At 72.8% G+C, this 26,968-nt stretch carries 26 protein-coding genes and 1 tRNA gene; 15 read left to right on the forward strand and 12 right to left on the reverse strand.

The window, feature by feature from the left end:
• Positions 1-19: 19 nt before the first annotated feature.
• Positions 20-1,498: a glutamate-cysteine ligase family protein gene (locus tag ACZ6O5_RS18435; protein WP_465978579.1), complete on the forward strand. Its 1,479-nt coding sequence runs from the start codon at positions 20-22 to the stop codon at positions 1,496-1,498.
• Positions 1,499-1,722: 224 nt separating this feature from the next.
• Here the strand turns inward: ACZ6O5_RS18435 and ACZ6O5_RS18440 are convergent, their stop codons facing one another.
• Positions 1,723-3,054 (reverse strand): hypothetical protein, encoded by a 1,332-nt coding sequence (locus ACZ6O5_RS18440; RefSeq protein WP_465978581.1) that lies wholly within the window; start codon positions 3,052-3,054, stop codon positions 1,723-1,725.
• Between the two features lie 93 nt (positions 3,055-3,147).
• Here ACZ6O5_RS18440 and ACZ6O5_RS18445 point away from each other — a divergent pair, with 93 nt between their 5' ends.
• The gene (locus tag ACZ6O5_RS18445) at positions 3,148-3,858 is read left to right on the forward strand and encodes a PASTA domain-containing protein (RefSeq protein WP_465978583.1); all 711 of its coding nucleotides are present in this window, start codon (positions 3,148-3,150) and stop codon (positions 3,856-3,858) included.
• Between the two features lie 101 nt (positions 3,859-3,959).
• Positions 3,960-4,763, forward strand: coding sequence for a PASTA domain-containing protein (locus ACZ6O5_RS18450; protein ID WP_465978585.1), 804 nt, complete (start codon positions 3,960-3,962; stop codon positions 4,761-4,763).
• A 7-nt stretch (positions 4,764-4,770) separates the two neighbouring features.
• Here ACZ6O5_RS18450 and ACZ6O5_RS18455 read toward each other — a convergent pair whose 3' ends face one another.
• Positions 4,771-5,199 carry a hypothetical protein gene (locus ACZ6O5_RS18455; protein ID WP_465978587.1) on the reverse strand — a complete coding sequence of 143 codons (429 nt, stop codon included), beginning with the start codon at positions 5,197-5,199 and terminating at the stop codon, positions 4,771-4,773.
• 103 nt (positions 5,200-5,302) lie between these two features.
• A complete protein-coding gene (locus tag ACZ6O5_RS18460; protein ID WP_107158176.1) occupies positions 5,303-5,590 on the reverse strand; it encodes a hypothetical protein in 288 nt (95 codons plus the stop codon).
• A gap of 595 nt (positions 5,591-6,185) precedes the next feature.
• On the opposite strand from ACZ6O5_RS18460, the gene ACZ6O5_RS18465 reads away from it, so the two are divergent.
• The 3 genes from ACZ6O5_RS18465 (at position 6,186) to ACZ6O5_RS18475 (ending at position 7,814) form a co-directional block, all read left to right on the forward strand.
• Positions 6,186-7,067: a helix-turn-helix domain-containing protein gene (locus tag ACZ6O5_RS18465; protein ID WP_107158177.1), complete on the forward strand. Its 882-nt coding sequence runs from the start codon at positions 6,186-6,188 to the stop codon at positions 7,065-7,067.
• Entirely contained in the window at positions 7,037-7,258 is a 222-nt protein-coding gene (locus ACZ6O5_RS18470) for a DUF397 domain-containing protein (RefSeq protein ID WP_107158178.1), read from the forward strand. The genes ACZ6O5_RS18465 and ACZ6O5_RS18470 overlap by 31 nt, the downstream gene beginning before the upstream one ends.
• 151 nt (positions 7,259-7,409) lie before the next feature.
• On the forward strand, positions 7,410-7,814 hold the full coding sequence (locus ACZ6O5_RS18475) for a hypothetical protein (protein ID WP_465978590.1): 405 nt from the start codon (positions 7,410-7,412) through the stop codon (positions 7,812-7,814).
• Here the strand turns inward: ACZ6O5_RS18475 and ACZ6O5_RS18480 are convergent.
• The 4 genes from ACZ6O5_RS18480 to ACZ6O5_RS18495 all read right to left on the reverse strand — a co-directional run bounded on the left by ACZ6O5_RS18480 (position 7,782) and on the right by ACZ6O5_RS18495 (position 10,543).
• On the reverse strand, positions 7,782-8,384 hold the full coding sequence (locus ACZ6O5_RS18480; protein ID WP_465978592.1) for a hypothetical protein: 603 nt from the start codon (positions 8,382-8,384) through the stop codon (positions 7,782-7,784). The genes ACZ6O5_RS18475 and ACZ6O5_RS18480 overlap by 33 nt on opposite strands.
• 89 nt (positions 8,385-8,473) lie before the next feature.
• Positions 8,474-9,280: a WecB/TagA/CpsF family glycosyltransferase gene (locus ACZ6O5_RS18485; protein ID WP_465978594.1), complete on the reverse strand. Its 807-nt coding sequence runs from the start codon at positions 9,278-9,280 to the stop codon at positions 8,474-8,476.
• A complete protein-coding gene (locus ACZ6O5_RS18490) occupies positions 9,277-10,386 on the reverse strand; it encodes an NAD-dependent epimerase/dehydratase family protein (protein ID WP_465978595.1) in 1,110 nt (369 codons plus the stop codon). The genes ACZ6O5_RS18485 and ACZ6O5_RS18490 overlap by 4 nt, the downstream gene beginning before the upstream one ends.
• A gap of 71 nt (positions 10,387-10,457) precedes the next feature.
• A tRNA-Leu gene (locus ACZ6O5_RS18495) sits at positions 10,458-10,543 on the reverse strand.
• Between the two features lie 208 nt (positions 10,544-10,751).
• Here ACZ6O5_RS18495 and ACZ6O5_RS18500 point away from each other — a divergent pair.
• Genes ACZ6O5_RS18500 through pknB form a run of 7 tightly spaced genes read left to right on the forward strand, consistent with a single transcriptional unit; the run spans position 10,752 to position 19,708 of the window.
• The gene (locus ACZ6O5_RS18500) at positions 10,752-11,555 is read left to right on the forward strand and encodes an FhaA domain-containing protein (protein WP_107158181.1); all 804 of its coding nucleotides are present in this window, start codon (positions 10,752-10,754) and stop codon (positions 11,553-11,555) included.
• Positions 11,556-11,561: 6 nt separating this feature from the next.
• Positions 11,562-12,056: an FHA domain-containing protein FhaB/FipA gene (locus tag ACZ6O5_RS18505; RefSeq protein WP_396772348.1), complete on the forward strand. Its 495-nt coding sequence runs from the start codon at positions 11,562-11,564 to the stop codon at positions 12,054-12,056.
• Positions 12,053-13,495: a PP2C family protein-serine/threonine phosphatase gene (locus ACZ6O5_RS18510; RefSeq protein WP_465978598.1), complete on the forward strand. Its 1,443-nt coding sequence runs from the start codon at positions 12,053-12,055 to the stop codon at positions 13,493-13,495. The genes ACZ6O5_RS18505 and ACZ6O5_RS18510 overlap by 4 nt, the downstream gene beginning before the upstream one ends.
• Positions 13,496-13,523: 28 nt before the next feature.
• Positions 13,524-15,014, forward strand: a complete 1,491-nt coding sequence (locus ACZ6O5_RS18515; protein WP_465978600.1) for an FtsW/RodA/SpoVE family cell cycle protein — start codon at positions 13,524-13,526, stop codon at positions 15,012-15,014.
• Complete coding sequence (locus ACZ6O5_RS18520; RefSeq protein WP_465978602.1) at positions 15,011-16,516, forward strand: peptidoglycan D,D-transpeptidase FtsI family protein; 1,506 nt, start codon at positions 15,011-15,013, stop codon at positions 16,514-16,516. Before ACZ6O5_RS18515 ends, ACZ6O5_RS18520 begins: the two co-directional genes overlap by 4 nt.
• Position 16,517: 1 nt before the next feature.
• Positions 16,518-17,894 carry a serine/threonine-protein kinase gene (locus ACZ6O5_RS18525; protein WP_405091839.1) on the forward strand — a complete coding sequence of 459 codons (1,377 nt, stop codon included), beginning with the start codon at positions 16,518-16,520 and terminating at the stop codon, positions 17,892-17,894.
• On the forward strand, positions 17,891-19,708 hold the full coding sequence (gene pknB, locus ACZ6O5_RS18530; RefSeq protein WP_465978605.1) for a Stk1 family PASTA domain-containing Ser/Thr kinase: 1,818 nt from the start codon (positions 17,891-17,893) through the stop codon (positions 19,706-19,708). The genes ACZ6O5_RS18525 and pknB overlap by 4 nt, the downstream gene beginning before the upstream one ends.
• Before the next feature lie 87 nt (positions 19,709-19,795).
• On the opposite strand, the gene ACZ6O5_RS18535 is transcribed toward pknB, so the two are convergent.
• From ACZ6O5_RS18535 to ACZ6O5_RS18550, 4 genes are read right to left on the reverse strand one after another with little or no spacing between them, the layout of a single operon-like run.
• Positions 19,796-20,446 (reverse strand): aminodeoxychorismate/anthranilate synthase component II, encoded by a 651-nt coding sequence (locus tag ACZ6O5_RS18535; protein WP_465978607.1) that lies wholly within the window; start codon positions 20,444-20,446, stop codon positions 19,796-19,798.
• A 5-nt stretch (positions 20,447-20,451) separates the two neighbouring features.
• Positions 20,452-20,736, reverse strand: coding sequence for a hypothetical protein (locus ACZ6O5_RS18540; RefSeq protein ID WP_465978609.1), 285 nt, complete (start codon positions 20,734-20,736; stop codon positions 20,452-20,454).
• Between the two features lie 3 nt (positions 20,737-20,739).
• A complete protein-coding gene (locus ACZ6O5_RS18545) occupies positions 20,740-22,521 on the reverse strand; it encodes a class E sortase (RefSeq protein ID WP_465978611.1) in 1,782 nt (593 codons plus the stop codon).
• A complete protein-coding gene (locus tag ACZ6O5_RS18550) occupies positions 22,518-23,324 on the reverse strand; it encodes a DUF881 domain-containing protein (RefSeq protein WP_281933740.1) in 807 nt (268 codons plus the stop codon). Before ACZ6O5_RS18550 ends, ACZ6O5_RS18545 begins: the two co-directional genes overlap by 4 nt.
• Before the next feature lie 231 nt (positions 23,325-23,555).
• Between ACZ6O5_RS18550 and ACZ6O5_RS18555 the strand changes: the two genes are divergently transcribed.
• Both ACZ6O5_RS18555 and ACZ6O5_RS18560 read left to right on the forward strand, forming a co-directional pair.
• Positions 23,556-23,819, forward strand: a complete 264-nt coding sequence (locus ACZ6O5_RS18555; RefSeq protein WP_281933739.1) for a cell division protein CrgA — start codon at positions 23,556-23,558, stop codon at positions 23,817-23,819.
• Between the two features lie 176 nt (positions 23,820-23,995).
• Complete coding sequence (locus ACZ6O5_RS18560) at positions 23,996-26,194, forward strand: (Fe-S)-binding protein (protein WP_465978612.1); 2,199 nt, start codon at positions 23,996-23,998, stop codon at positions 26,192-26,194.
• A gap of 66 nt (positions 26,195-26,260) precedes the next feature.
• On the opposite strand, the gene ACZ6O5_RS18565 is transcribed toward ACZ6O5_RS18560, so the two are convergent.
• On the reverse strand, positions 26,261-26,932 hold the full coding sequence (locus ACZ6O5_RS18565; RefSeq protein WP_465978613.1) for a GOLPH3/VPS74 family protein: 672 nt from the start codon (positions 26,930-26,932) through the stop codon (positions 26,261-26,263).
• Positions 26,933-26,968: the final 36 nt, after the last annotated feature.

Here is a 26,968-nt window from a genome sequence, read left to right on the forward strand (position 1 = left end):
ACCGGCGCCGGGAGGACACATGGGCAGGGACGTCGGGCAGGGCGCCTTCTCCCGGGAGGATCGGGTCCGCTACCGGCAGAAGGTCCGGCGATGCCTGGACGTCTTCGCGCTGATGCTCGACGACTTCGGCTTCGACGCCGACCGGCCGATGACCGGGCTGGAGATCGAGCTGAACCTGGTCGACGCCGCCGCCGAACCGGCCATGCGCAACGACCAGATCCTGGCCGACATCGCCGACCCGCTCTTCCAGACCGAGCTGGGGCAGTTCAACCTCGAACTGAACGCCTCGCCCCGGCTGATCGACGGCACCGGGTTCAGCGACTACGAGCAGGATCTGCGCGGCAGCCTCAGCCGCGCCGACGAGCGGGCCGCCAAGTCCGACGCCACCATCGTGATGGTCGGCATCCTGCCCACCCTCACCGAGGGGCACCTGGTCGCCGACAACCTCTCCACCGACGAGCGCTACCGGGTGCTCAACGACCAGATCGTCGGGGCCCGCGGCGAGGACATCGAGCTGGACATCAACGGCGTCGAGCGGCTGCGGACGCACACCGACTCGATCGCGCCGGAGGCCGCCTGCACCAGCCTCCAGTTCCACCTCCAGGTCGCCCCGGACAGCTTCGCCGACCACTGGAACGCCTCCCAGGCGATCGCCGGCGTGCAGGTGGCCGTCGGGGCCAACTCGCCGTTCCTCTACGGCCGGCAGCTCTGGGCGGAGACCCGCATCGCGCTCTTCGAGCAGGCCACCGACACCCGGCCCGACGAGCTGAAGGCCCAGGGCGTACGCCCGCGGGTCTGGTTCGGCGAACGCTGGATCACCTCGATCTTCGATCTGTTCGAGGAGAACGTCCGCTACTTCCCGCCGCTGCTGCCGATCTGCGAGGAGGAGGACCCGGTCGAGGTGCTGCACGCCGGCGGCGTGCCCCAGCTCGGCGAGCTGCGGTTGCACAACGGCACCGTCTACCGCTGGAACCGACCGGTCTACGACATCATGAACGGCCGCCCGCACCTGCGGGTGGAGAACCGGGTGCTGCCCGCCGGCCCGACCGTGGTGGACATGCTCGCCAACGCGGCGCTCTACTTCGGCCTCGCCCGTGGCCTCGCCGAGTCGGACCGTCCGATCTGGAGCCGGCTCACGTTCAGCTCGGCGGAGGAGAACTTCCACGCCGCCGCCCGGCGCGGCATCGACGCGGTGCTGCACTGGCCCAAGCTCGGCGACGTGCCGGTCACCACGCTCGTCCTCGACACGCTGCTGCCGGTGGCCGCGCATGGGCTGGACCGGTTCGGCGTCGCCCCGGCCGAGCGGGACCGCCTCCTCGGCGTGATCGAGGGGCGTTGCCGTACCGGCCGTAACGGGGCGGTCTGGCAGACCGAGACGGTGTGGGCGGCCGAGCGGCACCGGGACATGGACCGGAAGGCCGCGCTGCACCACATGGTCCAGCGCTACGCCGAGTTGCAACGCACCAACGAGCCCGTCCACACCTGGCCCGTCGACTGATCGTCGCCCGCCCGGCTGTTCGCCGGCCATCCGGGCGTGTCGCCGTCAGGAAGGAAGCCGGTCCGGAGCGGTATGACACAGAGGCATAAATATGCCCTGGAGGTATATCGCTTCCCGCGGTTTCCTCCCGTGCAGACGTGACGGAGCGTATCCGTCGGTTCGCCTGCGTCGTGCCGGCCCGGGCACCGGCTGGCTGTCGGGCCGGCTGTCGGAGTCGGGCGGGATCAGCGGGCGCGGCGGCGCGTCTTCGGTTCGACGGTCGGGGACGCCGACTCGGGCTGTGGCTCGGCCGGCGTGTCCTCGGTGCCCGACGCGCCCGGGCCCGGCTCCGCGTCGCGGCTGCCGGCGGGCCGGTCCGGCACCACCTCGGGCTGCCGCTGCTGCGGCACCGTCCGGCCCCGACGATCGGCACCGGTCCGGGCGGCGCGACTCGGCGACGCGGGCCGCTCGCCGGCGGGGCCGGGTGACGCGTCCGGCTCCGCCGCGGTCGTCGGCGGCGAACCGGGGTCGGCCTCGCCGGCCGGCTCGGTGCCCGGTGTGCTCTCCGGCTCCGGCCCGACGGCCCTCGGCGACATGGACCCGGCCGGCTTCGGATCGACGGACGTCTGCGAGGCAGACCCGGCCGGCTCCGCCGGGTCGGGGCCGGTCGCGTCGATCGGCGGTTCCGCCTCCGCGCCGCCCCGACGGTCGGCACGCTGGGCCAGCGCGGCCATCAGCATCGAGCCGCCCACCCCGGCGATCACCGCGTACGGGGCGATCAGATGGGCCGACAACTGCTCGGCGGCGATCCCGGCCAGTCGCGGCACGGCCAGCAGGTAGGCCAACGCCACCAGCAGCGGCCCGGCCGCGCCGGAGGCGGCCGCACCCACCCGCACCCGCGGCGACCGGGTCGCGCGCCGGGCGGCCAGCACCCCGATCACCAGCGCGGAGCCCAGCGAGAGCAGCGCCCCGGGCCAGTAGAAGTAGTCACGGATCCAGAAGCGGGCGCTGTCCGCGCTGATCTGCCAGATGCCGAGTTGGGCGGTGGTCAGGCCCCGGCCGGAGAGCACCCCGTCCACCACCGACACCACGGCGAGCAGCCAGAGCCAGCCGGTGGTGGCGATCAGGTTGGTGGCGGCGGCACGGGTGTGCAACGCCCAGGTCGCCAGCAGCACACCGAGCACCAGCCCCGCCGCCGCGTACGCGGCGGCGACGGTCTGCGGCGCGGTGGTGTCCGGCACCCGCGCGGCCCGGGCCGGCACCGCCACCAGCAGCACGGTGACCAGCGCGCCGACACCGGCGGCCAGGGTGAGCCCGAGCCGGGGCAGCACACCCACCGGCTCGTCCCCACCACCGCGCAGGCGCTGGGCGCAGACCGCACCGGCGATGACCGAGGTCGCGGCGATCCAGGTGGCCCAGGCGAGGCTCGCCACCCACGCCGACTCGACGCGTACGGTGCCGGTGGGCGCCCAGTTGATGATGCCCAGCCCGTAGCCGAAGCCGAGCTGAGCGGCGCCCGCGCCGGCAGCGACGCCGAGCGCGGCAGCGGTCGATCCTCCCCAGCCCCGTCTGGCCATGCCGGGCAGCGTAGCGTCCCGAGGTCGGCCCGGCGAGTCGTGGGAGGGGCCGGCCGGGCCCGGACGGCTTGGCGGCACCGGCTACGGTCGCCGATGACTGAGGCGGGAGACGCGATGACGGACGAGCAGCAGCCGGTACGCGACGAGAGCGGTCCGGACCGGACCCGGCTGCTCGTCGGAGGCGGTCTGGCGGCGGTCCTGCTGGCCGTGATCGGAGCCAGCGGTGGCTGGATCCTGGCCGGTGGCCCGGACCGGCCCACCGCCTCGTCCGAGGCCGTCTCGCCGCCGGCCGCCCCGCCGCCCGTTCCGTCCGGCCCGACCGGGGCCGCCCCCACCACGGACCGCCCGGGCGAGGACCGCCCCACCGGTACGCGTTCGCGCACCCCGGCCGGCCTCACCGTGCCGGAGCTGGTGGGTACCGACTTCGAGCGGGCCCGGCAGCAGTTGCGCGACCGTCGACTCGGTTGGCGGCTGGTGTTCGGCAGCGGCTCGGGACGCGCCGTGGAGCGCACGTCGCCCGGGCCGGGGGCGCCGGTGAAGCGCGGGGTCACCGTCACCGTCTGGGTCACCGGGCCGGCGCCCGAGGTCACCGTGCCCGACGTGGGCGGCGAGTCCTGCTCCGACGCCGCCGACGACCTGGTGGAGGCGGGGCTCTATCCCCGTTACCCGGCCGGTCGGCAGGGGTCGGTCAGCGGGCAGGACCCGGTCGCCGGGGGCACCGCCCACTGGAACGACCAGGTGTCGTTGACCTGCGGTGACGAGCCGTCGAGCACGCCGAGCGACGGCCCGCCGCCGACGCCCTGACGCCGGCCGGCGCGCTGATCCCGGCCGGCCCGGCCGGGGCCCGCTACCGTGGACGTCCGAGGGCCGCGAGCCCCCGTCCCGGTGCGGGAAGGACGAGTGTCATGAGCGACGACCGTCAGGAACCACCCGCCGACGACGGGGACGCCACCCGGGCCCTGCCCCGGAACGCGGCGGGGGCGGGCGAGGACGTCGACGCCACCCGGGCCATGCGGCGGAACGCGGCGGGGGCGAGCGAGGACGCGGACGCGACCCGGCCGTTGCCCGGCGGGGCACCTCGGCCCCTCGATGCCACCAGCCGGCAGGAGCCGGTCGGTGGCGCGCCCTGGTCCGGCCGGGCCGGCGTGCCGCCGCCACGGTCGGCGGCCTATCCGGAGCCGGGTGCCGAGTGGTACGCCGACGAGCAGGCCGGGCGGCGCTGGTGGATGCCGATCCTGCTGGGCGTCCTGGCCCTGATCCTGATCGGGCTGATCGCGGCCGGGGTGTGGCTGGCGTTGCGGGCCGCCGAGCGCGACTCCGGTCCCGGGCCGGCACCGTCGGCGGTGCCGAGCACCTCCGCACCGACGAGTGCCACCCCGACCAGCGCGTCGCCCAGCAGTGCACCGCCAACCACGCCGCCGGCCACGACAGCAGCCGCCGAGGTGCCGATGCCGCCGCTGGTGGGGCTGCCGGAGTCGGCTGCCCGGTCGGTGCTGGACCGGCTCGGCATCGACTACCGCGTCCAGCGCCGAGCATCGGACCGGCCGGCCGGAACAGTGATCGCCACGGATCCGGAGGCCGGTTACGCCGTGGGCGAGGGCGAGCGGGTCACCCTGGTGGTGGCCGCGTCCGCCGCGCCCACCACCGGTGCACCGACGACCGGGACGACCACGCCGGGCTCCGCGCCGGCCACCTCCGCCACGCCCTGACGCGTACTCACCACTGTCGGCGGCGGGCGCCGACCAGGCCGAGCCCGGCCAGCGAGATGGCGAGACCGAGCAGACCGGAGTAGAACAGTGGCCGGCTGAGGTCCGTCGGCTCGATGGGGCGGTCGGCGAGCATGCCGCCGCCGGCCCCGCTGCCCGCCGCACCGGACGGGGGTGACGCGTCGGCCCCGTCCGCCGCCGACGGCTGCTCGATCTCGTCCGGCTCGGCGTCGTCCGGCTCGACGGTCGGGCGGGCGTCCGCGCCGGCCACGGTGATCTCCGGGGCCGGTACGGGTTCGGCCAGTTGCTGGGTGGTGGAGAAAGCCGGGTGGCGGACCACGAGCGCGAGCGCGGTCGCGACCCCGAGGAAGACGAAGAGCCCGAGGGCGTAGCCGGTGCGGGACCTGTGGTGCCGCCGCGCGGTGGGCAGATTGACCATGACCATCCCTGGTTCAGGGTCCGTGGCGCGCGGGGTGGAACGTGCCGGGGTGGGCGTACCGATTCTATGGCGGCAGCACGCCCACCGGCCGGGAATTGTGAGGTCAGCCCACCCGGACCGGGGTCCGGGTGACCGGACGGCGGGCGGTCCGGACGGTGTGCTGCCGGGGGACCGGCGCGGCCTGGATCTGCCGCAGCCCCTCCTGCTGTACGAAGATCGACCGTCGGTTGACCGCGTCCCCCGCCGCGTTCAACTCGTAGCCGTCGAGCCAGAGCCAACCGTCGTAGGCCGGCCAGTCGAGCACCCGGATCATCCGGAACATGATCGGTCGGAAGAACTGGACACTCGCCGCGCGCGTCACGTGCAGTACGTCACCGGAGCGGGGAAGCACATGGGCTCCTGAGAGGGTTCGGCCGGCACGGGGCCGGCGAGCTGAACGGGTCGGTGCGGTCCGGCGACGGGGGGTCTACCTCGTGGACCGGCGGTGGGTCGGTGCTGGTCGGGCCGTACCCGCGGTGGCGAGCCGCCACCCGACCATCACCCGGCTGCCCCCGGTTACCGCTCCCGCCACCGCAGCCGAGACGGCGTACAGCAGCGGGGTCTTCTACTCCGGGGCAGGTCGCACGGCGCGGGACGGCTCCCCTCCGGCCGTCCCGCGGACCGTGGTGTCACCACGCGCGGAGATCAAGCGAAGACGGTGAGTAACCCGTGCCATACGGACAGAGTGCATCAGCGAGGTGCGACATGCAAGTTGCACGTCGACTTTTGCCGATAGGTGAGCGGGACACGTGAACCGGACGCTTGAAGCCTCAGGTGCCGGGCCGGCACACTGGACGCCGGTTTCGCCCGTCGCGGCCGGTCGACGACCGGCACCACCCCCGCCGCGAACACTTGCCCGCCGCTCGCCGGTCGCGCCCACGGCGGGTGTGGAACCGGGCGCGACCGACCGGAGGTAGCCGGGTGACTGCGAGTCCTGGAGCCGCGTCGTGAGCGAACGGCGCAGCCCGACCATCCGTCGGCGCCGACTCGGCGCCGAACTCCGCCGGCAACGGGAAGCCGCCGGCATCACCATCGAGGTGGTCGCCGAGCAGCTGGAGTGCTCGGCGTCCAAGGTCTCCCGGATCGAGACCGGCCACACCACCGCGACACCCCGCGACGTGCGGGACATGCTCCGCATCTACGGGGTGGTCGGCGCGGAGAGCGACGAGCTGGTGCAGATCGCCCGCGAGGCACGGCAGAAGGGGTGGTGGCATCCGTACAGCACGGTGCTGGTGGGCGCGTACGTCGGCCTGGAGGCCGCGGCCAGCCAGATCCGGGCGTACGAGCAGCAGGTCGTGCCCGGCCTGCTGGAGACCGAGGAGTACGCCGGGGCGATGATCCGCGCCGCCCGTCCGGACTTCACCGCCGACCAGATCGACCAACGGGTGCGTGTCCGATTGGGCCGACAGTCGTTGTTGACCCAGGACGATCCGGTCGATCTGTGGGTGGTGCTCGATGAAGCGGTGCTGAGCCGGCCGGTTGGCGGCGACGCGGTGATGCGTAGTCAGCTCAAGCGGTTGGTGGAGGTGGCCCAACTGCCGAACGTGACGGTGCAGGTCCTCCCTTTCGAGGTGGGGGCCCACGCCGGTATGGATGGCACCTTCACGATCCTCAGCTTCCCCGAACCGAGTGATCCTGATGTCGTGTACGCGGAGAACGCCACGGGTGGGCTCTTCCTGGAGAAGAGCGACGAGCTTCAGAAGTACAGCTTCATCTTCGATCACATTCGAGCAGCGGCCATTCGACCGGAGGAGTCCGTCGCACACATCGCGAGACTGGCAGAGGAGCCGCTGTGGAAATGGCGACCAAGGAGTTCCCCGTGGACCTGACGCAGGCGACGTGGTTCAAAAGCTCGAAGAGTGGGCCGAACTGCGACAACTGCGTGGAGGTCGCGTACGTGACCGGGGCGGTCGGCGTCCGGGACTCGAAGGACAAGGCGGGCCCCGCCCTGGTCTTCGCCCCCGGTGACTGGCACGCATTCGTCGCCCGGGCCCGGGGCGGAGCCTTCGGCCAAAGCTGATCAGTACCCCCGAGAAACGGTCCCGCCCGCCAGCGTCGTCGGGCGGGACCGTTCCACGTCCACCGGCCGCCGACGCCGGGCACCCGTCGCCTGTTCCGTTCCGCCTCGTTGAACCGCACGGATCGGCAACCGAACGAGGCAGGCGAGACTGATGACGACGATCGGTTCAGAGAATCTCACCAACGGCCCGGGTAAGCCCGAGCGGTTCGGTGGCAAGTACCGTGGGGCCCGCCGGGACACCGTCCTGACCGAGGTGGTCTCCACCGACGGCGAGGACCCCACCGCCCGGGACACGGGCGCGCCGGAGCCGTCCGCGCCGACGCTCTCCCTGCCGTCGCTGGACCCGAACCCGTTGACCGAGCCGTCGTTCCCGCCCAGCGGATGGCCGATGGAGCAGCAGGAGTCCCTGGTGGACCACCCGCTGCTGCGCGGGCTGCTGCTGGAGTTGCCGCCCAGGGGGAGCGTGCCCCCGCCCGGCTGGCTGGACCGCTGGTTCGAAGCGACCCGGGCGATCCTCGAACTGCTATACGTGCAGGGCACCGGCCGGACGCGTTGACACCGCGGTCGCCCGGGGCATCGCCCGCTCGGCGAGCCGGTTGTGCCGCAGCGCGTGGCGTACCCCGATCGTGGCCACGCCGAGCACCGCGACGGTGATCGCCGGGCCGGCCACCCCCGGCGCGGCGAACAGGTCGACCCCGACGGCCGGCAGCACCGCCACCAGCGCCGCGAGCGCGGTCGCCTGGATCGGGAGCACGATCAGCGGGTGCGCGGCGGCGGCCCGCAGCCCGTGCGGCGCCGGGGTGCCCGGCGCCGCGGTGAAGGCGCTCGCGCCGGCCCGCAGTCGCCGGAGCCGCCGTACCGTGCAGACCGCGACGAGGGCCGTCGGGGCCGCCGCGACCGCGAGCCCGGCGGCGGCCCGGTCGAGCGCCGTGTCGCCGCCACTCTGCAGGCCCGCGACGAGGACCGCCGCGGTGAGCGTGAGGCCGGTCAGCACCAGTGCGGACAACCATCCGGTACGCCGGCGCAGCGCGCGGGCGCGCCGCCGCCCGGGCAGGCCCTCCGCGACCAGGCCGGCGGCCAGCCAGACGGCGGCGACGGGGAGCAGCAGAGCGAGACGGTCATCCATGTGCCCAGCCTTGCCCAGTTCGGCGTACACCGAATCCGGGACGGCACCCCGGTCGACCCGGAACGTCGTCCCGTAGGGGGCGGGCCGGATCAGACGTCGAAGGTGGACGGACGCCCGGTGGCCGGCGCCGGCGGGGTGGCCTTCCACAGGCCGGTCTTCTGCGCCGCGAGCCGGGCCAGGTAGGCCGGGTTGAGGATGACGTACCGGCGCCAGAGCCGCTTCGGCTCCAGGCCGAGCCGCCAGAACCACTCCAGCCCGGCGCGCTGCATCCACGGCGGCGGGTTGCGCAGCAGGCCGGCGTGGTAGTCGAACGCCGCGCCGACCGCCATCAGCGGCATGTCCAGCAGCGGTCGCATGGCGTACGCGAAGACCTCCTGGCGGGGGCAGCCCAGCCCGACCAGGACGAGGCGCGCGCCACTGCTCCGGATCCGGTCGGCGATCTCGGCGTCCTCGCCCGGCTGGACGGCCCGGAACTTGGACGGCTCGACGCCGGCGACCTTCAGCGCCGGGAACTTGCGCTCCAGCGCCGGGATCAGCCGGGACAGCGTCTCCTCGGTGGAGCCGTAGAGGTAGACCGGCAGCCCCTCGTCGGCGAACCGGGCGAGCACCCGCAGGGTCAGCTCCGGCCCGTAGACGCGGTCGGTGAGGCCGGCGCCGTGCAGCAGGTTGAGCGCCCAGCGCACCGGCTGGCCGTCCGGGGTCACCACGTCGAACGCGTTGAGCCGGGCGTTGTGCGCCGGGTCGAGCACCCCGGTCATCACGCCGTGCACGGCCAGCGCGGTCAGCGCCAGGGGACGGCGTTCCCGGGCGGCGTCGACCACCGCCTCGGTGGCCCGGGCGTAGTCGGTCGCGTCGACGCCGACGCCGAGCACGTTGCGCTTCGTGCCGCCGTTCATGCCTGCGGCACCCACTTGTCGACGTTCGCCTCGTGGATCTCGCGGAGGATCATCGGCACGTCGTATGTGATCTTCCAGGCCGGGTAGTGCTCCTCGAACCGGGCCATGCTGCTGACGTACCACTGGTGGTCGCCGGTGCGGGCCTGCTCGACGTAGTTGATCCGCGCCTCGCGGCCGGTGATCTCCTGGGCGATCCGGAACGCCTCGATGTGCGAGGTGTTCGAGTGCCGGCCACCGCCGAGGTTGTAGACCTGGGCGGACCGCGGCTCCCGGAAGAACGCCTCGAACGCGGTGAGCACGTCGTGGGAGTGGATCGCGTCCCGGACCATCTTCCCCTTGTACCCGAAGAGGTTGTACGTCCGGCCCTCCATCACGCACCGCATCAGGTAGGCGAGGAAGCCGTGCAGCTCGGCCGCGGAGTGCGCCGGGCCGGTCAGCGTGCCGCCCCGGAAGCAGGCGGTCCTCATGTCGAAGTACCGGCCGTACTCCTGGACCATCACGTCCGAGGCGACCTTCGAGGCGCCGAAGATCGAGTGCAGCGACTCGTCGATCGACATGTCCTCGGTGATGCCGCCGTACCAGTGGTGGTCCTCGGGCAGTTCGTAGCGCGTCTCCAGCTCGATCAGCGGGAGCGAGTTGGGCCGGTCGCCGTAGACCTTGTTGGTGGAACAGTGGATGAACGGCGCGTCGATCGCGTGCCGCCGGGTGTTCTCCAGCACGTTGAGCGTGCCGCCGGCGTTCACGTCGAAGTCGGTGAACGGCTCCTTGGCGGCCCAGTCGTGGCTCGGCTGGGCGGCGCTGTGGATCACCACGGCGATGTCCCGGCCGTACCGGGTGAAGACCTGCTCCAGGCCGTCCCGGTCCCGGATGTCCACGGCGTGGTGGGTGTACGCGGAGCCGAGATCGGCGGCGAGCCGGTCGAGGCTCCACGCGGTCGAGCCGTCCTCGCCGAAGAAGTACCGCCGCATGTCGTTGTCGATGCCGACCACGTCGAGACCGAGGCCGGCGAAGTGCCGGGCCGCCTCGGAGCCGATCAGACCGCCGGAACCGGTCACCAACGCGACACTCACACGCCACTCCTGGTCCATGGGAGGCAGGGAAACCATCGGAGCATAGCGTGACGTCCGGTACGCCCCGATACGGCGCGAGGGCCCCGCAGCCTGCGGAGCCCTCGTTCTGGTGGGGATGGGGGGAGTTGAACCCCCACGTCCTTTCGGACACACGGACCTGAACCGTGCGCGTCTGCCATTCCGCCACATCCCCGTGGCACGACCGGAACACCATATCGCATCCCTCGCCCGCCATCTGCGGCGGGTGTCGGGACATATTACGCTGTCCACTGGTCACGCCACGAGCGATCACCGCTCGTGGCGGGCGAAACTGTAGCACGCTCGCGGGCCTGGTCACGAACGGGTCGACGGTAGCCGGCCGAGCGGCGTGTGAGCTGCGGAGGCGGTGGCCGGATACCATCATTGCCTCGGGACCCGAGGAGGAGCCGGTGAGCGTGCTGCAACGCTTCGAGAAGCGTCTGGAAGGCCTGGTCGAGGGGGCCTTCGCCAAGGTCTTCAAAGGGGTGGTCCACCCCGTGGAGATCCTCAACGCCATGCAGCGGGAGGCCGAGGCGCACAAGGCGATCCTGGCCGGTGGGCGCACGTTGGTGCCCAACCGCTACGTGATCGATCTCTCGCCGTACGACCACAGTCGGTTGGCGCCGTACGCCGCCGCGCTGGCCCAGGAGCTGGCCCAGTCGCAGGCGGAGTTCATCGGCGAGCAGGCCTGGACGGTCTACGGCGACGTGATCGTCGAGGTCGAACGTGGTGAGGGGCTGGACACCGGCATGTTCCGGGTCACCGCCGAGGTCTACACCGGCGGCGACGTCGCGCCGGTCTCCGCGCCGGGCGGCTACGACCAGGGCGGCTACGACGCCGGCCCGGCGTACCCGGCCTACGACCAGGGTGGCGGCTACGGTCCGCCGCCCGGCCACGGCGGCGGTCGCAACGTCCGCCTGGTCTCCGGCGACGGGCGCACCTACCCGCTCCAGATGGGCTCGACCGTGATCGGTCGCGGTGACCAGGCCAACCTGCGTCTGCCCGACGTCGGCATCTCCCGGCGCCACGCCCGGCTGGACTTCGACGGCGGCCAGGTCGTGCTGACCGACCTCGGCTCCACGAACGGCACGATGGTCAACGGCCAGCGGGTCTCGGCGGTCGCCCTCAACCCGGGCGACATGATCCAGCTCGGCACCACGACGCTGACCTTCCGCGTGGACGGCTGATCCCCGTTGCCGGAGCTCGTCATCACCGTCGCCCGGTTCGGGTTCCTCATCCTGCTGTGGATCTTCGTCTTCACGGTGGTCGGCGTGATCCGCCGGGACCTCTTCGCCGGGGCCCGGTCGGGTCGCCTGGTGGCCGCGCCACGCGGGGTCGGCGCGTCGACCAACCAGCCCGCCCCGCCCGGCAAGCCGGCGAAGGGCAAGCGGGGCCGCGCCGCCCACCAGATGGTGGTCACCGCCGGTCAACTCGCCGGCACCCGGATCACGCTGGGGGAAGCGCAGATCACCATCGGTCGTGCGGAGGACTCGACACTGGTGATCACCGACGACTACGCCTCGGCGCGACACGCCCGGCTCGTGCCGCGTGACGGGCAGTGGTACGTCGAGGACCTCGGATCAACTAACGGCACCTACCTGGATCGCGCTAAGGTCACCGGACCAACCCCCGTCCCCCTCGGCGTGCCGATCCGGATCGGCCGCACTTCCCTCGAATTACGGCCATGACTCTGACCCTGCGCTACGCGGCCCACAGTGACCGCGGTCTGATCCGAGACGGCAATCAGGATTCCGTCTACGCCGGACCGCGGCTGCTCGCCGTTGCCGACGGCATGGGCGGCATGGCCGCCGGTGACGTCGCCAGCAACATCGTCATCGGTGCCATGGCGCCGCTCGACGAGGACGTCCCCGGTGACGCCCTGGTCGACGCGCTCCGATCCGCCGTGGGCACCGCCAACCAGCAACTCCGCGACACCGTGGACGCAAACCCGCAGCTGGAGGGGATGGGCACGACGCTCACCGCGACCCTCTTCTCCGGCAGCAAGCTCGGCATGGTCCACATCGGTGACTCGCGGGCCTACCTCCTGCGCAACGGCGAGTTCGCGCAGATCACCAAGGACGACACCTACGTCCAGATGCTCGTCGACGAGGGCCGGATCAGCGCCGAGGAGGCGAGCAGCCACCCCCAGCGCTCGCTGCTCACCCGCGCGCTCGACGGCCGGGACATCGACCCGGAGTACAGCGTCCGCCAGGTGCTGCCCGGCGACCGTTACCTGATCTGCTCCGACGGCCTCTCCGGCGTGGTCAGCGCGGACACCATCGGCGACACCCTGCGGGAGTACCCGGACCCGCAGCAGTGCGTGGAACGCCTGGTGCAGCTCGCGCTGCGCGGCGGCGGTCCGGACAACATCACGGTGATCATCGCCGACGCGACCGACCAGGACATCGTCGAGGCGTCCCCGATCGTCGGCGGCGCCGCCGCCCGGGACCGGGGCATGGCGACATCGGCCGACGACTCCACCCCGGCGGCCCGCGCCTCGGCGCTGTCCGCGCCCCGGGCGCCCGTGCCCGAGGAGCCGGCCGACAACCGCGACGACGAGCCCGAGCGCCGGCGACGGCCGCTGCGGACCGTGGCCATGGCGCTCGCGCTGGCGGTCATCGTCGCCGGCGCCGTCTTCGGCGGCTGGACGTACACCCAGCGGCAGTACTACGTCGGCGCCACCGACGACGGTCAGCTCGCGGTGTTCCGTGGGGTGCCCGGCCAGGTCGCCGGCCTCGACCTGTCGGACGTGCACGCCCGCAGCGAGTCCCGGCTCGACGACCTGACCCTGGCCGCCCAGGAGCGGGTGAAGCAGGGCATCCAGGCCAAGAGCGAACCGGACGCCGAGCGCCGACTGGCGGAACTGACAAGCGACGACCCGGCCAACCCGAACCTCAAGCCGCTCTGCCCGCCGAGTCCGGCGCCCGGCACGGCACCGGCCACGCCCAGCCCGACGCCGGTGGCGACGGCCGGTGCGCTGTCCCCGGCGGCCACCGGCAGCGCCGTCCCGCCGACCCCGTCGCCCGTCCCGCCGTCGCCCACACCGACGTTGACCATCACGCCCGACGCCGTAGTCTCCGACACCGTTCCGCCGGCCGATCCCGCCGGTTGCCGGTCGCCGGAGTGAGCGCCGGCTCGATCCCGAGGACGCATCCGTGACCGCAGCCGCCGCACCGGCCGCCTCGCCCGCTTCGACGGGCGAGCAGTCCGGCGTACGCCTGGCCCGGTCCCGGCGTAACGCCGAGCTGTCCCTGCTCCTGCTCGCCATGGTGCTGGTGGCGGCGTACGCGGCGATGATCGAGGCCAAGGCGCTGGACACCATCACGTCGGATTTCTGGGTTCCGGCCGCCGCGCTGGGGCTGGTCTTCCTGGGTCTGCACCTGGTGATCCGGTGGCTGGCGCCGTACGCCGATCCGGCGCTGCTGCCGGCGGTGGCGCTGCTCAACGGCATCGGGGTCGGCTTCCTGCGCCGCTACGACCTGGCCCAGGCCGCGCCGGCGGAGCGGGCCGACCTGGCCATCTTCGCCGGCACCGGTGGCCGGCAACTGGCGTGGACGCTGGCCGCGGTGGCGCTCGCCGCCGGGCTGCTGGCGATCCTGCGCGACCACCGCACGCTCTCCCGGTACGCGTACACGCTGGGGCTGGCCGGCATCGTGCTGGTGATGATCCCGGCGGTGCTGCCCGGCCGGTTCTCCGAGATCAACGGCGCCAAGCTGTGGATCCGGGTCGGTGGGTTCCAGATCCAGCCGGGTGAGTTCGCCAAGCTCGCGCTGCTCACGTTCTTCGCGTACTACCTGGTGCGCAAGCGGGAGGTGCTGTCGCTGGCCAGCCGGCGGGTGCTCGGCATCGACTTCCCGCGCGGCCGGGACCTCGGCCCGGTGCTGGTGGTCTGGCTGGTCAGCATCCTGGTCCTGGTCTTCGAGAAGGACCTGGGCACCTCGCTGCTCTACTTCGGCATGTTCGTGGTGACGCTCTACGTCGCCACCGAGCGGGTGAGCTGGCTGCTCATCGGCCTGATCCTGTTCTTCGGCGGCGCCTACCTGGCCTACCTGCTGGGCAGCACCGTGGGTGGCCCGTTCGCCAACTTCTACGACCGGGCGCAGATCTGGCTCGACCCGTTCGCCGAGCCGTACGACCGCGGCTACCAGCTCGTCCAGGGCCTGCTCACGCTCGGCACCGGTGGTCTGTTCGGGGCCGGCCCGGGCGGCGGTCAGCCGACGCTGCTGCCCGAGGTGCAGACCGACTTCATCTTCGCCGGCATCGGTGAGGAGATCGGCCTGTTTGGTCTCTCCGCGCTGCTCGTGGTCTACCTGCTGATCGTCGAGCGGGGCCTGCGGGCCGCGCTGGCGGTGCGCGACTCGTTCGGCAAGCTGCTCGCCGGCGGCCTGGCGTTCACGCTGGGCCTCCAGGTCTTCGTCATCGTCGGCGGGATCAGCAAGCTCATCCCGCTGACCGGTCAGACCACGCCGTTCCTCTCCGCCGGCGGTTCCTCGCTGATGGCGAACTGGCTGCTGATCGCCGTGCTGCTGCGGGTCTCCGACGGGGCCCGCCGGCCGGTCACCGGCGGTCGCGGCTCGGCGGCCCGGCCCGCCGGCGGCCCGCCCGACCAGCTGCACGGTGCCCCCACGGAGGTGATCCGGCCGTGAACGCACCCCTGCGCCGCGTCGGTGTGGTCGTGATGATCCTGTTCGGCCTGCTCTTCGCGAACCTGAACTGGATCCAGGCGTACAAGGCCGACGAGTACCGCACCAGCGACTACAACGGCCGGGTCCAGGTCGCCGAGTACGACCGCAAGCGCGGCAACATCGAGGTCGGCGGCACCGCGTACGCGCTCAGCAAGGAGACCGGCGGGGAGCTGAAGTACCTGCGCACCTACCCCCAGGGGGAGATGTACGCGCACGTGCTCGGCTGGAAGCCGGTGAACGGCAGCGCGAGCGGCATCGAGCGGGTGGAGAACGACTTCCTCGCCGGCACCAGCGACGCGCTCATCGCCAGCCGCATCAAGGACATGTTCACCGGGGACGAGACCGGTGGCGGCAACGTGCTGCTGACCCTCTCCAAGCGGGCCCAGGAAACGGCGTTCAAGCAGCTCAACGACAACCAGGTCGGGGCGAAGAAGGGCGCGGCAGTCGCGATCGACCCGCGTACCGGCGCGGTGCAGGCGCTGGTCTCCATGCCGAGCTTCGACCCGAATCCGCTGGCCAGCCACTCCAGCACGGAGGCCGACCGGGCCTACAACGCGTTGGAGAAGGACAAGGACCGGCCGCTGGCCAACCGCGCGCTCTCCGAGGTGCTGCCCCCGGGCTCCACCTTCAAGGTCGTCATGGCCGCCGCGGCGCTGGAGAACGGCGTCGGCCAGCAGACGCAGATCCCGGCCGGGTCGAGCTACACCGCGCCGGGCGCCGGCGTGCCGATCAAGAACGCGGCGCCGTCGATCTGCCCCGAGTCCGAGGTGACACTGCGGGATGCGGTGACCGAGTCCTGCAACACCGGCTTCGCCCAGCTCGGCGTGCGCCTCGGCGCGGAGAAGGTCAAGGAGAAGGCGAAGCAGTTCGGCTTCGAGCAGGAGGACCTCACGGTCGGGCAGAACGGTGACGGCGGCCTGCCGGTCGCGGCCAGCCGCACCGGTGACATGCAGAACCCGGACGGCAGCACCGACCAGGCCGCGCTGGCCCAGTCGTCGATCGGCCAGAACAACGTGCGGATGACGCCGTTGCAGGGCGCGCTGATCGCCGCCGCGGTGGCCAACAACGGCAGCCAGATGCGCCCGTACCTGGTGAAGCAGCTGCTCGGGCCGGACCGCACCACGGTCTACGACGCCGCCAAGCCGCGTGAGCTGCGCCGCCCGGTCAGCAGCCAGGTCTCCGCCGACCTGCGGTCGATGATGCAGAACGTGGTGAAGGAGGGCACCGGCCGCCGGGCCGCCATCGACGGGTACGTGGTCGGCGGCAAGACCGGCACCGCGCAGTCCGGCCCGGACACGCCGGACCACGGCTGGTTCATCGGCTTCGCGATGGACAAGGACGGCACGCCGCTCTCCGCGGTCTGCGTCGAGCTGGAGCAGGCCGGCAGCGGCGGCAGCGCGGAGGCGGCCCGGATCGCCGGCCGGATCATGGCGGCGGCCATCGCGGACTCCGGGAGGCGCTGACGTGCTGAGCCCGGGGGTGCAGCTCGGCAACCGCTACCGTCTCGACGAGCGGATCGCCAGCGGTGGCATGGGTGACGTCTGGCGCGGCACCGACCAGGTGCTGGGCCGAACGGTCGCGGTCAAGAGCCTGCTGCCCGCGTTGCTCGACGAGCCGGGTTTCGCCGAGCGCTTCCGGGGCGAGGCGCGGACCATGGCCACCATCAACCACCCCGGCGTGGTGGACGTCTACGACTTCGGCAGCGACCAGCACATCGCGTTCCTGGTCATGGAATACGTGGAGGGCGACGCGCTCTCCGCCACGCTCGGCCGGGTCGGCCGGCTCACCCCGGCCCGCACCATGGCGTTGCTGGCCCAGGCCGCCGACGCGCTGCACGCCGCCCACGAGAAAGGCATCGTGCACCGCGACGTGAAGCCGGGCAACCTACTGGTCCGGCCGAACGGCACGCTGGTGCTCACCGACTTCGGCATCGCCCGGTCGGAGCTGGTCGGCCAGCTCACCGCCGCCGGCTCGGTGCTCGGCACCGCCTCCTACATCTCGCCCGAGCAGGCCACCGGCGCGGTCGCCACCCCCGCCTCCGACGTCTACGCGCTCGGCGTGGTCGCCTACCAGTGCCTGGCCGGCCGGCGGCCGTTCGAGGGCGACAACCCGCTCGAGATCGCCATGAAGCACGTGCGGGACACACCCCGCGCGCTCCCCGCCGACATCCCGCCGCAGGTGCGGGCGATCGTCGAGCGGGCCATGGCGAAGGACCCGGCGGCCCGCTGGTCCAGCGCCGCCGCGTTGGCCGGGATCGCCCGGCAGGCCAAGCAGACGCTCTCCCAGCAGGCGCGCGGCGGGCGGCCGATCTCCGGCGTACCGGCCTCGCCGGCCGCACCGGTCGCGCGGGCGCAGGTGCCGAACGCCGCGCCCCGCCCACAGCCCCGACCGCCGGTGACGCCGCCGCGACCGCCGGTGACGCCGGCCCGCCCACCGGCGGCGCCGCGCCCGACCATGGTCGCGCACCCGGCTCCGCAGGCCCGCCCACCGGTGGGTCCGCGCGGCGCGGCACCCGTCCCGCAACCCCGGCCCCCGCACAACCCGCTGGGGTACGCTCGTCCGCCCGTCGCGCCGCCGCCGGCGCCCCGCCGCTCCCGGTCCGGGCTCTGGACGACCGCGATCCTGGTGGCGGTGCTGGTCATCCTCTGCTCGGGCGTGATCTCGTTCTGGTACCGGAAGTACGGTTCGGCCGCCCCCGGTCCGGCGAGTGTGAGCGTGACCTCCGGCGCGGTGCGCGCGTACGGGGGCGACTATCCGGTCCGCACGTCGTACCGTCGTGAGGTACGCCTCCAGCCGGCCGGCGGCGGTACGACGACGAGCGAAGGACGAGAGACGCGATGACAGCGCAGGCCCGCCTGCTCGGTGGCAGGTACCAGGTCGGCGAGCTGCTGGGCTACGGCGGCATGGCGGAGGTGCACCGCGGTCGCGATCTCCGGCTCGGGCGGGACGTCGCGATCAAGATGCTTCGTGCCGACCTGGCCCGCGACGCGACGTTCCAGATGCGGTTCCGACGGGAGGCGCAGAACGCCGCCTCGCTCAACCACCCGGCCATCGTCGCCGTCTACGACACCGGCGAGGAGACCGCCCCGACCGGCGAGACGCTGCCGTTCATCGTGATGGAGTTCGTCAACGGGCGGACCCTGAAGGAGGTCCTCGGCGTCGAGGGGCGGCTCCAGCCGCGCCGGGCGCTGGAGATCTGCGCCGACATGTGCGCCGCGCTGGAGTTCAGCCACCGGCATGGCATCATCCACCGGGACATCAAGCCCGGCAACGTGATGCTCACCCAGACCGGCCAGGTCAAGGTGATGGACTTCGGCATCGCCCGCGCGCTGGCCAGCGGCGCCACCACGATGACGCAGACCAGCGCGGTCATCGGCACCGCACAATATCTCTCCCCGGAGCAGGCGCGCGGCGAGGCGGTCGACGCCCGCTCCGACGTCTACGCGGCCGGCTGTGTGCTGTTCGAGCTGCTCTGCGGGCATCCGCCGTTCGTCGGGGACAGCCCGGTCAGCGTCGCCTACCAGCACGTCCGCGAGCAGCCGCCGACGCCGAGCACGATCAACCCGGACGTCAACCCCGCGGTCGACGCCATCGTGCTCAAGGCGCTCTCCAAGAACCCGCTCAACCGCTACCAGAGCGCCGGTGAGATGCGGGCGGACCTGCTCCGCGCCGCGGCCGGCCGGCCGGTGCTGGCCACCCCGGTGATGCCGGCCGAGGAGACCATGCCGATGGCGGCCGCCGCGGGCGGCTACCAAGCGGCGCAGCAGACCCAGATGATGGGCCCGCAGACCCGCCAGCAGCCGCCGGCCCGGGTCGGGGATCCGCGTAAGCGCAGGAGTTCGTCCTGGGTCATCGCCACGTTCGCCGCGCTCGGCGTGCTCGCGGTGATCGCGCTGGGCACCGCGCTCTGGCTCAACCAGGCCGGCAACGAGAAGGTCTCCGTCCCGCAGTTGGGCGACCGGACCCAGGCCGACGCGCAGGCCGCGCTCACCCAGGCCGGGCTGCGGTTCGTCCCCGGCACGCCGGTGAAGAACGCCGAGTGCAAGAAGGGCACGGTGGTGGGGCAGAACCCCGGGCCGGGCCTCCGGGTGGACAAGAACACCCCGGTCACGGTGCAGGTCTGCGCCGGCCCGAACGACGTCACCATCCCGCCGGGGTTGAAGGGCGGCACCTACACCAGCGTGAAGGCGCAGTTGGAGAGTCTCGGGCTCACCGTCGTCCGGAAGGACGTCACCGACAGCGCGCCCGAGGGGCAGGTGGTCAAGGTGTCACCCGACGAGGGCAGCACCGTGGCACCGCAGAGCAAGGTGACGCTCGAGGTCTCCAAGGGCAACGTCAACCAGGTGCCGGACGTTCGTGGCTACACCGAGGACCAGGCGAAGGCGCGGCTGAAGGACGCCGGCTACGACGTCGAGGTCCGGGACGGCAAAGAGGTCGATCCGGCCCAGGCGGGCAAGGTGAGCAGCCAGTCCCCGTCCCCCGGCAAGAAGCTGGCCAAGGGCGAGACCGTGACCATCGCGGTCGACGTGCCGATCGAGGAGCAGAGCGAGAGCCCGTCGCCGAGCGCGACCCCCACCACGTCGCCGAGCACCCCGGGTGCCGGTGGCGGTGGCGGCTTCCCGATCCCGTCGATCCCGCCGACGCGCAACCGCTGACCTCTCGGCAGGGGCCCCGGCGGCCGGAACCCACGGGCGTGGTGGTGCCCCACCGGGGGGCGCCGCCACGTGGCGTGTCCGGGAGAGTCAGGCGGTGGCGAACGCGGCCCGGCGTCGCGCGTCGACCTCGGCGGCCAGCTCCGGGGCCCGCTCCCGCGCCTCCGGATGGCCGCAGGCGGCCAGCCAGTTCGCCAGCATGAGGTGACCGCCCTCGGTCAGCACCGACTCGGGGTGGAACTGGACGCCCTCGACCGGCAGCGTACGGTGCCGCATCGCCATCACCACGCCGGAGGCGGTCCAGCCGGTGACCTCCAGCTCGTCGGGGAGCGTCCCGGGCAACACGGCGAGCGAGTGGTAGCGGGTGGCGGTGAACGGGTCGGGCAGGCCGGCGAGCACGCCGTCGCCGCGGTGGCGCACCTCGGAGGTCTTGCCGTGCAGCAGCTCCGGCGCGCGGGTCACGGTCGCGCCGAACGCCGCGCCGATGGCCTGGTGGCCGAGGCAGACGCCGAGGATCGGGAGCCGGCCGGCGTACTCGCGGATGACGTCCAGGCAGATGCCGGCGCGGTCCGGGCGGCCCGGACCGGGCGACAGCAGGACACCGGCCGCGCCGACCCGGCCCACCTCGGCGACGTCGATCTCGTCGTTGCGGCGGACCTCGCAGTCCGCGCCGAGCTGGCCGAGATACTGCACGAGGTTGAAGACGAACGAGTCGTGGTTGTCGATCACCAGGACGCGCATCGGGTTCACCCGCCCGGCGCGGTGGGCGGGGCGTTGTTCGTCTCGGTGCTGTAGGGGAGTTCCTCGTCCTGGTCGGGCTGCCCGCTCGGGTCGGTGAGGCCGCCGCCGGGGGCGTCGCCGGGCACGCCGGAGTCCTGCGTGACCTGCACGTCGTCGAAGGGCAACAGCGGCTCGGCCCACGGGAAGACCACGAACCAGAGCAGGGCCACGGTGGCGGTGGCCAGCAGCATCGACCCGATCAGCTTGCCGGGCAGGCCCAGGGGCAGTTTCCGCCAGATCCACGCGTACACGGTTCAGCCCTCCAGCTCGGCCGGTCGGCCCGTCGACTTGGCCTGGGCCCGGTCGAAGCGGGCGTGGATGATCAGCCGCTGGTAGTTGTCGAACTTGGGGTTGCAGGTGGTCAGCGTGAGCAGCTTCTCGGTGGCCCGGCCACCCGGCTTGCCCGGCACCGGCGCGACCACCTCGACCTGGGACGGCTTGACGATGCGCTGCTGGTAGACCCGGTAGACCAGCCACTCACCCTTGGTCTCGACCACGATGGCGTCGCCGGGGGACAGCTCGTCCAGCCGCCAGAACGTGGACCGGATGCGGTGCCCGGCGACGGAGAAGTTGCCCACCTCGCCGGGCATCGCGCTGTCCGGGTAGTGGCCCGGGGCGTACCGGATGTCGTCCGGGGTGACGCCCTCGACCACCACCCAGTGCTTGTCGAGCTTCGGGATGTAGAGGCCGGCGACCGGCTTGCCCTCGGCCGGCGGTTTCGGTTTCGTGCTCGGGCCGGGGGTCGGGCCGACTGTCGGGTCCGCCGCCCACTCCTGGGCGAGCTGACCGGTCAGGTCGTTCTGGTGGGCGTCGACGATGACCGACTTGCCCCAGATCTCGTAGCCGGCGAAGAGGAGCACCACCAGGCCGAACGTGATCAGCAGCTCGCCCGCGCCACGGACCGCCGTGCGGAGCCGGGAGCCGGTGGTGGGCCGCGTCAGCTCGGAGTAGACGCTGCGGTATCCCTCGCCGGTCTGTTCCGGCCGGAGCTGCACCACCCGCTCGCCGCGCCGTGGCCGTGGCGGCTCGGCGGGCGGCTCGCTGTCGTCGCCGCCGGGGTCCGGCGCCGGGGGCACCGCGCCCATCAGGCCGGTGGCGTCCAACCGGGGGTCGGCCGGCCGGCGGGTGACGGCGGGCAGCACCGCTGTCGCGCCGGGGTCGGCCGGCGGGGCCGGGTCCGGGCCGCGCCCGGTCGGGCCACCCGACCGGGGTACGCCGTGTCGCTCGGGTCCGACAGCGTGTCGCTCGGGTGCGCCGGCGTGCCGCTCGGGACCACTGGCGTGTCGCTCAGGTGCGCCCGGGTGCCGTTGTGGTGCGCCGGTGTGCTGCTGGGCTCCGGCGGAGCGCCGCTCGGGCCGGCCGGCCACCGGCGGGATGAAGTCGGTCGGCCCGTCACCCGGCGCGGCCGGTCGCACACCGACACCGGGCACAGCGCCAAAACCAGGCATCCCGCCGGGACGGCCGGTCGGGGCGTCGGAGGGGTCCGGACCGGGGCGGCGGTCGTGGGGGGCTCCGGCGGACGTGCGGGAGTGCGCTCCCCGACCCGGCGGGTCGAACCGCCGGGGGTCGGTGGGAGCCGTCGGACCGGCGTACCGCCGGCTGTCGACGCCGGGCGTCTCCGCGGTTCGGCCGGCGGGCGGGCCGCTGGGCGGTGGGGTGCCGAGCCCGTTGCGGACCTCCGGTGGGCGCCCCTCGGGGCCGGCGGCGGGCCGGCCGGGTCGGCGGGACGGCGGGTACGCCTCGGTGCGCGAGGCGGCCGGCGGGGTGGCCGGATTGCCCGGCCAGGCCGGCGGACGGGCCGGATTGCCCGGCCAGGCCGGGGGTGGGCCGGCGGGGCGGGCGGCCGGCGGGGTGACCGGACGGGCGGTGGGGCCGCGCCGTGCCGGGGCGGAGTGGGCCGGACCGTCGTCCGGCCACGGCAGGTCGGCCCGGGCCGGGGCGGGCGCCGGACGCTCGACCTTCCGGAGGAACGCGGTCGGCTCCTCCGATCCGGTGCGCCGGCGATCGTCGCGTTCCCGGGGTTCGTCGCCGGTCACCGGGGCACCGTCGCCGATTGCAGCGCGGTGGAGTCCTCGAACGCCGGCACCGTCACGGTGGAGGTCTTCTCGCTGTAGCCGAGTTGGTAGTGGTCAGCCACTTCCTTGAACACCCGGACTCCCTCAGACGCGGCGAGCGCCCGCTGGAACTGGGCGGGGTCGCCGATGGCCACGATCTTGAAAGGAGGGGAGTAAACCCGGCCGTGCAGCAGCAGGGTGTTACCGACGCAGCGTACCGCGCTGGTGCTGAGCACGCGGACGTTCATGATTGACATGGCCTCTGCGCCTCCGGCCCACAGCGCGTTCACCACCGCCTGCACGTCGCCCTGGTGCACGACCAGGTCGTCGTTGCTGGCGCCCTTGGGCAGCGGTTGGCCGGGGCCCCAGTCGGCGTCGTTCAGCTCGATCGTGATGCCGGTTCCGGTGAGCGCGGTGAACCCGGCGGCCTGCCGGATCGCGGCGGCCCGGTCCCGCTGCGTCTTCACCGGCCCGTCGGTGCCGGCCAGCGCCTCGGTCTGCTCCTCGACCTCGTCGCGCAGCCGCGCGGCCTTCGCCTCGCTGGCCGCGACCTGCTCGCGGCGGTCCTCGATGAGCTGGGTGAGCTGGGGACGGCGGTCCTCGCGCAGCGGGGTGCCGCCGGCGGTGGTCGCGGTGGTGGTGAACAGCAGCCCGGCCGCGGCGGCGATCAGCGGCACGCCGATCGACCAGCCGGGGCGGCGCTGGCGTGCCCGCCGGGGCAGCAGACCGGCGACCGCGCGGCGAAGGACCTTCTGCCAGGAGGCGGCACCGGACGTGTACTCCACCGGGCGTTCCCTTTCCCGTCGTCTCGTTCCGGCCCGCGCCGATGCGAACCGACCTGCTCGACCCGAAAAGTCCGCTCTTTTCGGTAACTCCGCGCACCGGCCCGACCCCATTCGTGGCCTGGACGGTCTGTCGGGACTACGCTAGCTGTCGACACATTATTGGCCATGGACCGTCGCCCCCGCGCCCGGTTGTCAGGCCGGACGAGGTCGTACCCCCCTCTGGAGAGCGTCGTGCCCAAGTCTCAGGTCCGCAAGAAGAAGGTGTACACCCCGCCGACGGACGTCCGTCCGACGGCGACGGCGTCGACGCGCAAGCCTAGCCCGATCTGGCTGCCGGTCACCGCCGTCGCGCTGATCGTGGTGGGCATCGCCTGGCTGGTGGTCTACTACCTTTCCGAGCAGGCGTATCCGGTCGCCTCGTGGGGTTACTGGAACCTCGCGGTGGGCTTCGGCGCGATGGTCTCCTCGCTGATCCTGCTCTCCCGCTGGCGCTGACCGGCTGGTTTCCGCAGCACTCGCATCACGCCACGCCGCCCCTGCCCGGCGCCTGGGCTCCGGCCCGCCTAAGGTGTCCGCAGGGCGGCGTGGCCGATGCGAGAAGACTCACGTTACTGCTGAGTAACCTTCCGCGTAGGCTGCACTGACAAGCAGCAGACCGGGAGGCCAACTCGATGGGCAGCGTCCAGATCGTCACCACGATCCTCGCGGCCGCCATCACCGCCGTGGCGGTGTGGCTTGCGGTACGCGCGGTCATGAAGATGACGGCCGTCATCCGGCTCGGGCAGCCCGCGCCCGAGCGGTTCGCCGACAAGGGCGCGCGCACCACCAAGATGCTGGTGGAGACCGCCGGCCACACCCGCATGCTCAAGTGGAGTGTGGTCGGGGCCGCCCACTGGTTCGTGATGGTCGGCTTCATCGTGCTGTCGCTGCTGGTGCTGGAGGCCTACTTCGAGGTGGTCTCGACCGGCGGCGGGCTGCCGATCGTCGGGCACTGGACCGTCTTCGGGCTGGTCACCGAGTGGATCGGCATCCTCGGCCTGGTCGGCATCCTGGTGCTGATGGCGATCCGGCTGCGCAACCGGCCCAACCGGCCGGAGAACCGCTCCCGTTTCACCGGCTCGACGATGTGGCAGGGCTACTTCGTCGAGTGGGTCGTGCTGCTGGTCCTGATCTTCGGCTTCGTCATCCGGGGCTTCAAGGTCGCCACCGACCACTTCGAGTACCCGGTCTGGGCCACGCCGCTCAGCCACGCGGTCGGTTCGGTGCTCCCCGACTGGGCGGCCGGCGTCAGCGTGGCCGCCCTCATCAAGATCGTCATCTCGATGACCTGGCTCATCGTGATCTCGCTGAACGTCACCATGGGTGTCGCCTGGCACCGCTTCCTGGCCTTCCCCAACATCTTCTTCAAGCGCGACCCGCAGAAGGCGGCCGGCTCCGGCCTGGGCCCGCTGCGGCCGATGACGAGCGAGGGCAAGCCGCTCGACTTCGAGGAGGCCGACCCGGAGAAGGACCAGTTCGGCGTCGCCCAGGTCGAGCAGTTCACCTGGAAGGGCCTGCTCGACTTCAGCACATGCACCGAGTGCGGTCGCTGCCAGTCGCAGTGCCCGGCCTGGAACACCGGCAAGCCGCTGTCGCCGAAGCTGCTGGTGCTGAGCCTGCGCGACCACGCGTACGCCAAGGCGCCCTACCTGCTGGCCGGCGGCGGCAAGGACCTGACCGGCGAGGAGAAGGCCACCGAGGCGCAGCTCGCCCACATGGACGTGCTGGCCCTGGCCGAGGCCGACCGGCCGCTGATCGGCACCGCCGAGGAAGGCGGCGTCATCGACCCGGACGTGCTCTGGTCCTGCACCACCTGCGGCGCCTGCGTCGAGCAGTGCCCGGTGGACATCGAGCACGTCGACCACATCGTCGACATGCGCCGCTACCAGGTGCTGATCGAGTCGAGCTTCCCGTCCGAGGCCGGCGTGATGCTGCGCAACCTGGAGAACAAGGGCAACCCGTGGGGCGCGCCGCAGAACACCCGCGAGGACTGGACCAAGGGGCTCGACTTCGAGGTGCCCCGGGTCGGCGAGGTCGAGGACTTCGAGTACCTCTTCTGGGTCGGCTGCGCCGGCGCGTTCGAGGACCGGGCCAAGAAGACCACCCGCGCGGTCGCCACGCTGCTCAACGAGGCCGGCGTGAGCTTCGCCATCCTCGGCGAGGGCGAAACCTGCTCCGGTGACCCGGCCCGCCGGATCGGCAACGAGTTCGTGTTCCAGATGCTCGCCCAGCAGAACGTGGAGACGCTGAACGAGGCGTTCGACGGCCGGGAGAAGAGCAAGCGGAAGATCGTCGCCACCTGCCCGCACTGCTTCAACACGCTGGGCAACGAGTACGGCCAGCTCGGCGGCGAGTTCGAGGTGGTGCACCACACCCAGCTCCTGGCCCACCTGGTCAGCGCCGGCAAGCTCACGCCGGTGCAGCCGGTCGACGGTGGCGTCACCTACCACGACCCCTGCTACCTGGGCCGGCACAACCGGATCTTCGCCGCGCCCCGTGAGGTGCTCGGCGACTCGATGCAGGGCGAGCTGACCGAGATGCCGCGCAACAGCGAGCGCTCCTTCTGCTGCGGCGCCGGTGGCGCCCGGATGTGGATGGAGGAGAAGATCGGCAAGCGGATCAACGTGGACCGGGTCGAGGAGGCCATGTCCACCGGCGCGAAGACCATCGCGGTCGGCTGCCCGTTCTGCTCGACCATGCTCAACGACGGGGTGAACGGCAAGGGCGCCGGCGAGGACGTCGAGGTGGTCGACGTGGCGAGCGTGCTGCTGCGCTCGGTCAAGCCCGACGCGCCGGCCGGCGAGAAGGAGACCGCGCCGGCCGCCGGCTGAGGCGTACCCCCGGCACGAGTCGGACCACGACGGCGGCGGCACCCGGACGGTGCCGCCGCCGTCGTCTCAGCTCGCTGTGGTGACCGCGACGGCGGCCGAGGTGGTGGTCGCGATCATCACCGCCGCCTGCATCTCCTCGATCGCCTTCTTCGTCGCGGCGGAGGCCCAGTCACCGGCGGCGATCTCGGTCAGCCGGGCCTTGACCCGCTCCTTCGGCAGCTCGCGGAAGAGCTTGCGGTCCAGACCGACCGCGCCGGTCAGGGTGAGCAGGGCCGCGGTCCGCGCGTCGACCGGGCCGTCGCCGAGCAGCGCGTCCCTCATCCGGTGCCGGGCCTCGGTCTCCGCCGCCGGCTCCGCGCCGGTCGGCGAGGGATAGCGGGTACGCGGAAAGACCAGCAGCACCCGGTCGGACTCCCGACGCAGCACCCCGGCGTCGACCAGCCCGTCGAGCACCCGGTCCGGCAGCCCCTTGGCCAGCTTGCCGATCCAGTCCTTCGGCTTGCGGGGCCGCCCCTCCCCGACGGCGGCCAGCGCCTCGTCGAGCAGTGGCACGCCGGTCGGGGTGGGATCGGTCACCACCAGTCGCTTGTCCGCGACCTCCACCCGGCGGGCCAGCGCCAACTCCAGCAGCACCGCGCCGGCGAGGCCGTAGTCCAGGTGCGGACGGCCGAGCCGGTTCGCGCCGGCGTCGTCGTAGGCGAGCAGGACCAGTTCGTCGGTGAGCAGCAGACCGTCCATATCCGCCACGCTACGGGTGGCGCGCCATCGGCGCCC

Source organism: Micromonospora sp. NPDC049201, from assembly GCF_055586805.1.

Coding starts and splice junctions, on each gene's coding strand:
- ACZ6O5_RS18435 (WP_465978579.1), top strand. CDS start 20: ATGGGCAGGGACGTCGGGCAGGGCGCCTTCTCCCGGGAGGATCGGGTC.
- ACZ6O5_RS18440 (WP_465978581.1), bottom strand. CDS start 3,054: ATGGCCAGACGGGGCTGGGGAGGATCGACCGCTGCCGCGCTCGGCGTC.
- ACZ6O5_RS18445 (WP_465978583.1), top strand. CDS start 3,148: ATGACTGAGGCGGGAGACGCGATGACGGACGAGCAGCAGCCGGTACGC.
- ACZ6O5_RS18450 (WP_465978585.1), top strand. CDS start 3,960: ATGAGCGACGACCGTCAGGAACCACCCGCCGACGACGGGGACGCCACC.
- ACZ6O5_RS18455 (WP_465978587.1), bottom strand. CDS start 5,199: ATGGTCAATCTGCCCACCGCGCGGCGGCACCACAGGTCCCGCACCGGC.
- ACZ6O5_RS18470 (WP_107158178.1), top strand. CDS start 7,037: ATGGCGACCAAGGAGTTCCCCGTGGACCTGACGCAGGCGACGTGGTTC.
- ACZ6O5_RS18475 (WP_465978590.1), top strand. CDS start 7,410: ATGACGACGATCGGTTCAGAGAATCTCACCAACGGCCCGGGTAAGCCC.
- ACZ6O5_RS18480 (WP_465978592.1), bottom strand. CDS start 8,384: ATGGATGACCGTCTCGCTCTGCTGCTCCCCGTCGCCGCCGTCTGGCTG.
- ACZ6O5_RS18485 (WP_465978594.1), bottom strand. CDS start 9,280: ATGAACGGCGGCACGAAGCGCAACGTGCTCGGCGTCGGCGTCGACGCG.
- ACZ6O5_RS18490 (WP_465978595.1), bottom strand. CDS start 10,386: ATGGTTTCCCTGCCTCCCATGGACCAGGAGTGGCGTGTGAGTGTCGCG.
- ACZ6O5_RS18510 (WP_465978598.1), top strand. CDS start 12,053: ATGACTCTGACCCTGCGCTACGCGGCCCACAGTGACCGCGGTCTGATC.
- pknB (WP_465978605.1), top strand. CDS start 17,891: ATGACAGCGCAGGCCCGCCTGCTCGGTGGCAGGTACCAGGTCGGCGAG.
- ACZ6O5_RS18535 (WP_465978607.1), bottom strand. CDS start 20,446: ATGCGCGTCCTGGTGATCGACAACCACGACTCGTTCGTCTTCAACCTC.
- ACZ6O5_RS18560 (WP_465978612.1), top strand. CDS start 23,996: ATGGGCAGCGTCCAGATCGTCACCACGATCCTCGCGGCCGCCATCACC.
- ACZ6O5_RS18565 (WP_465978613.1), bottom strand. CDS start 26,932: ATGGACGGTCTGCTGCTCACCGACGAACTGGTCCTGCTCGCCTACGAC.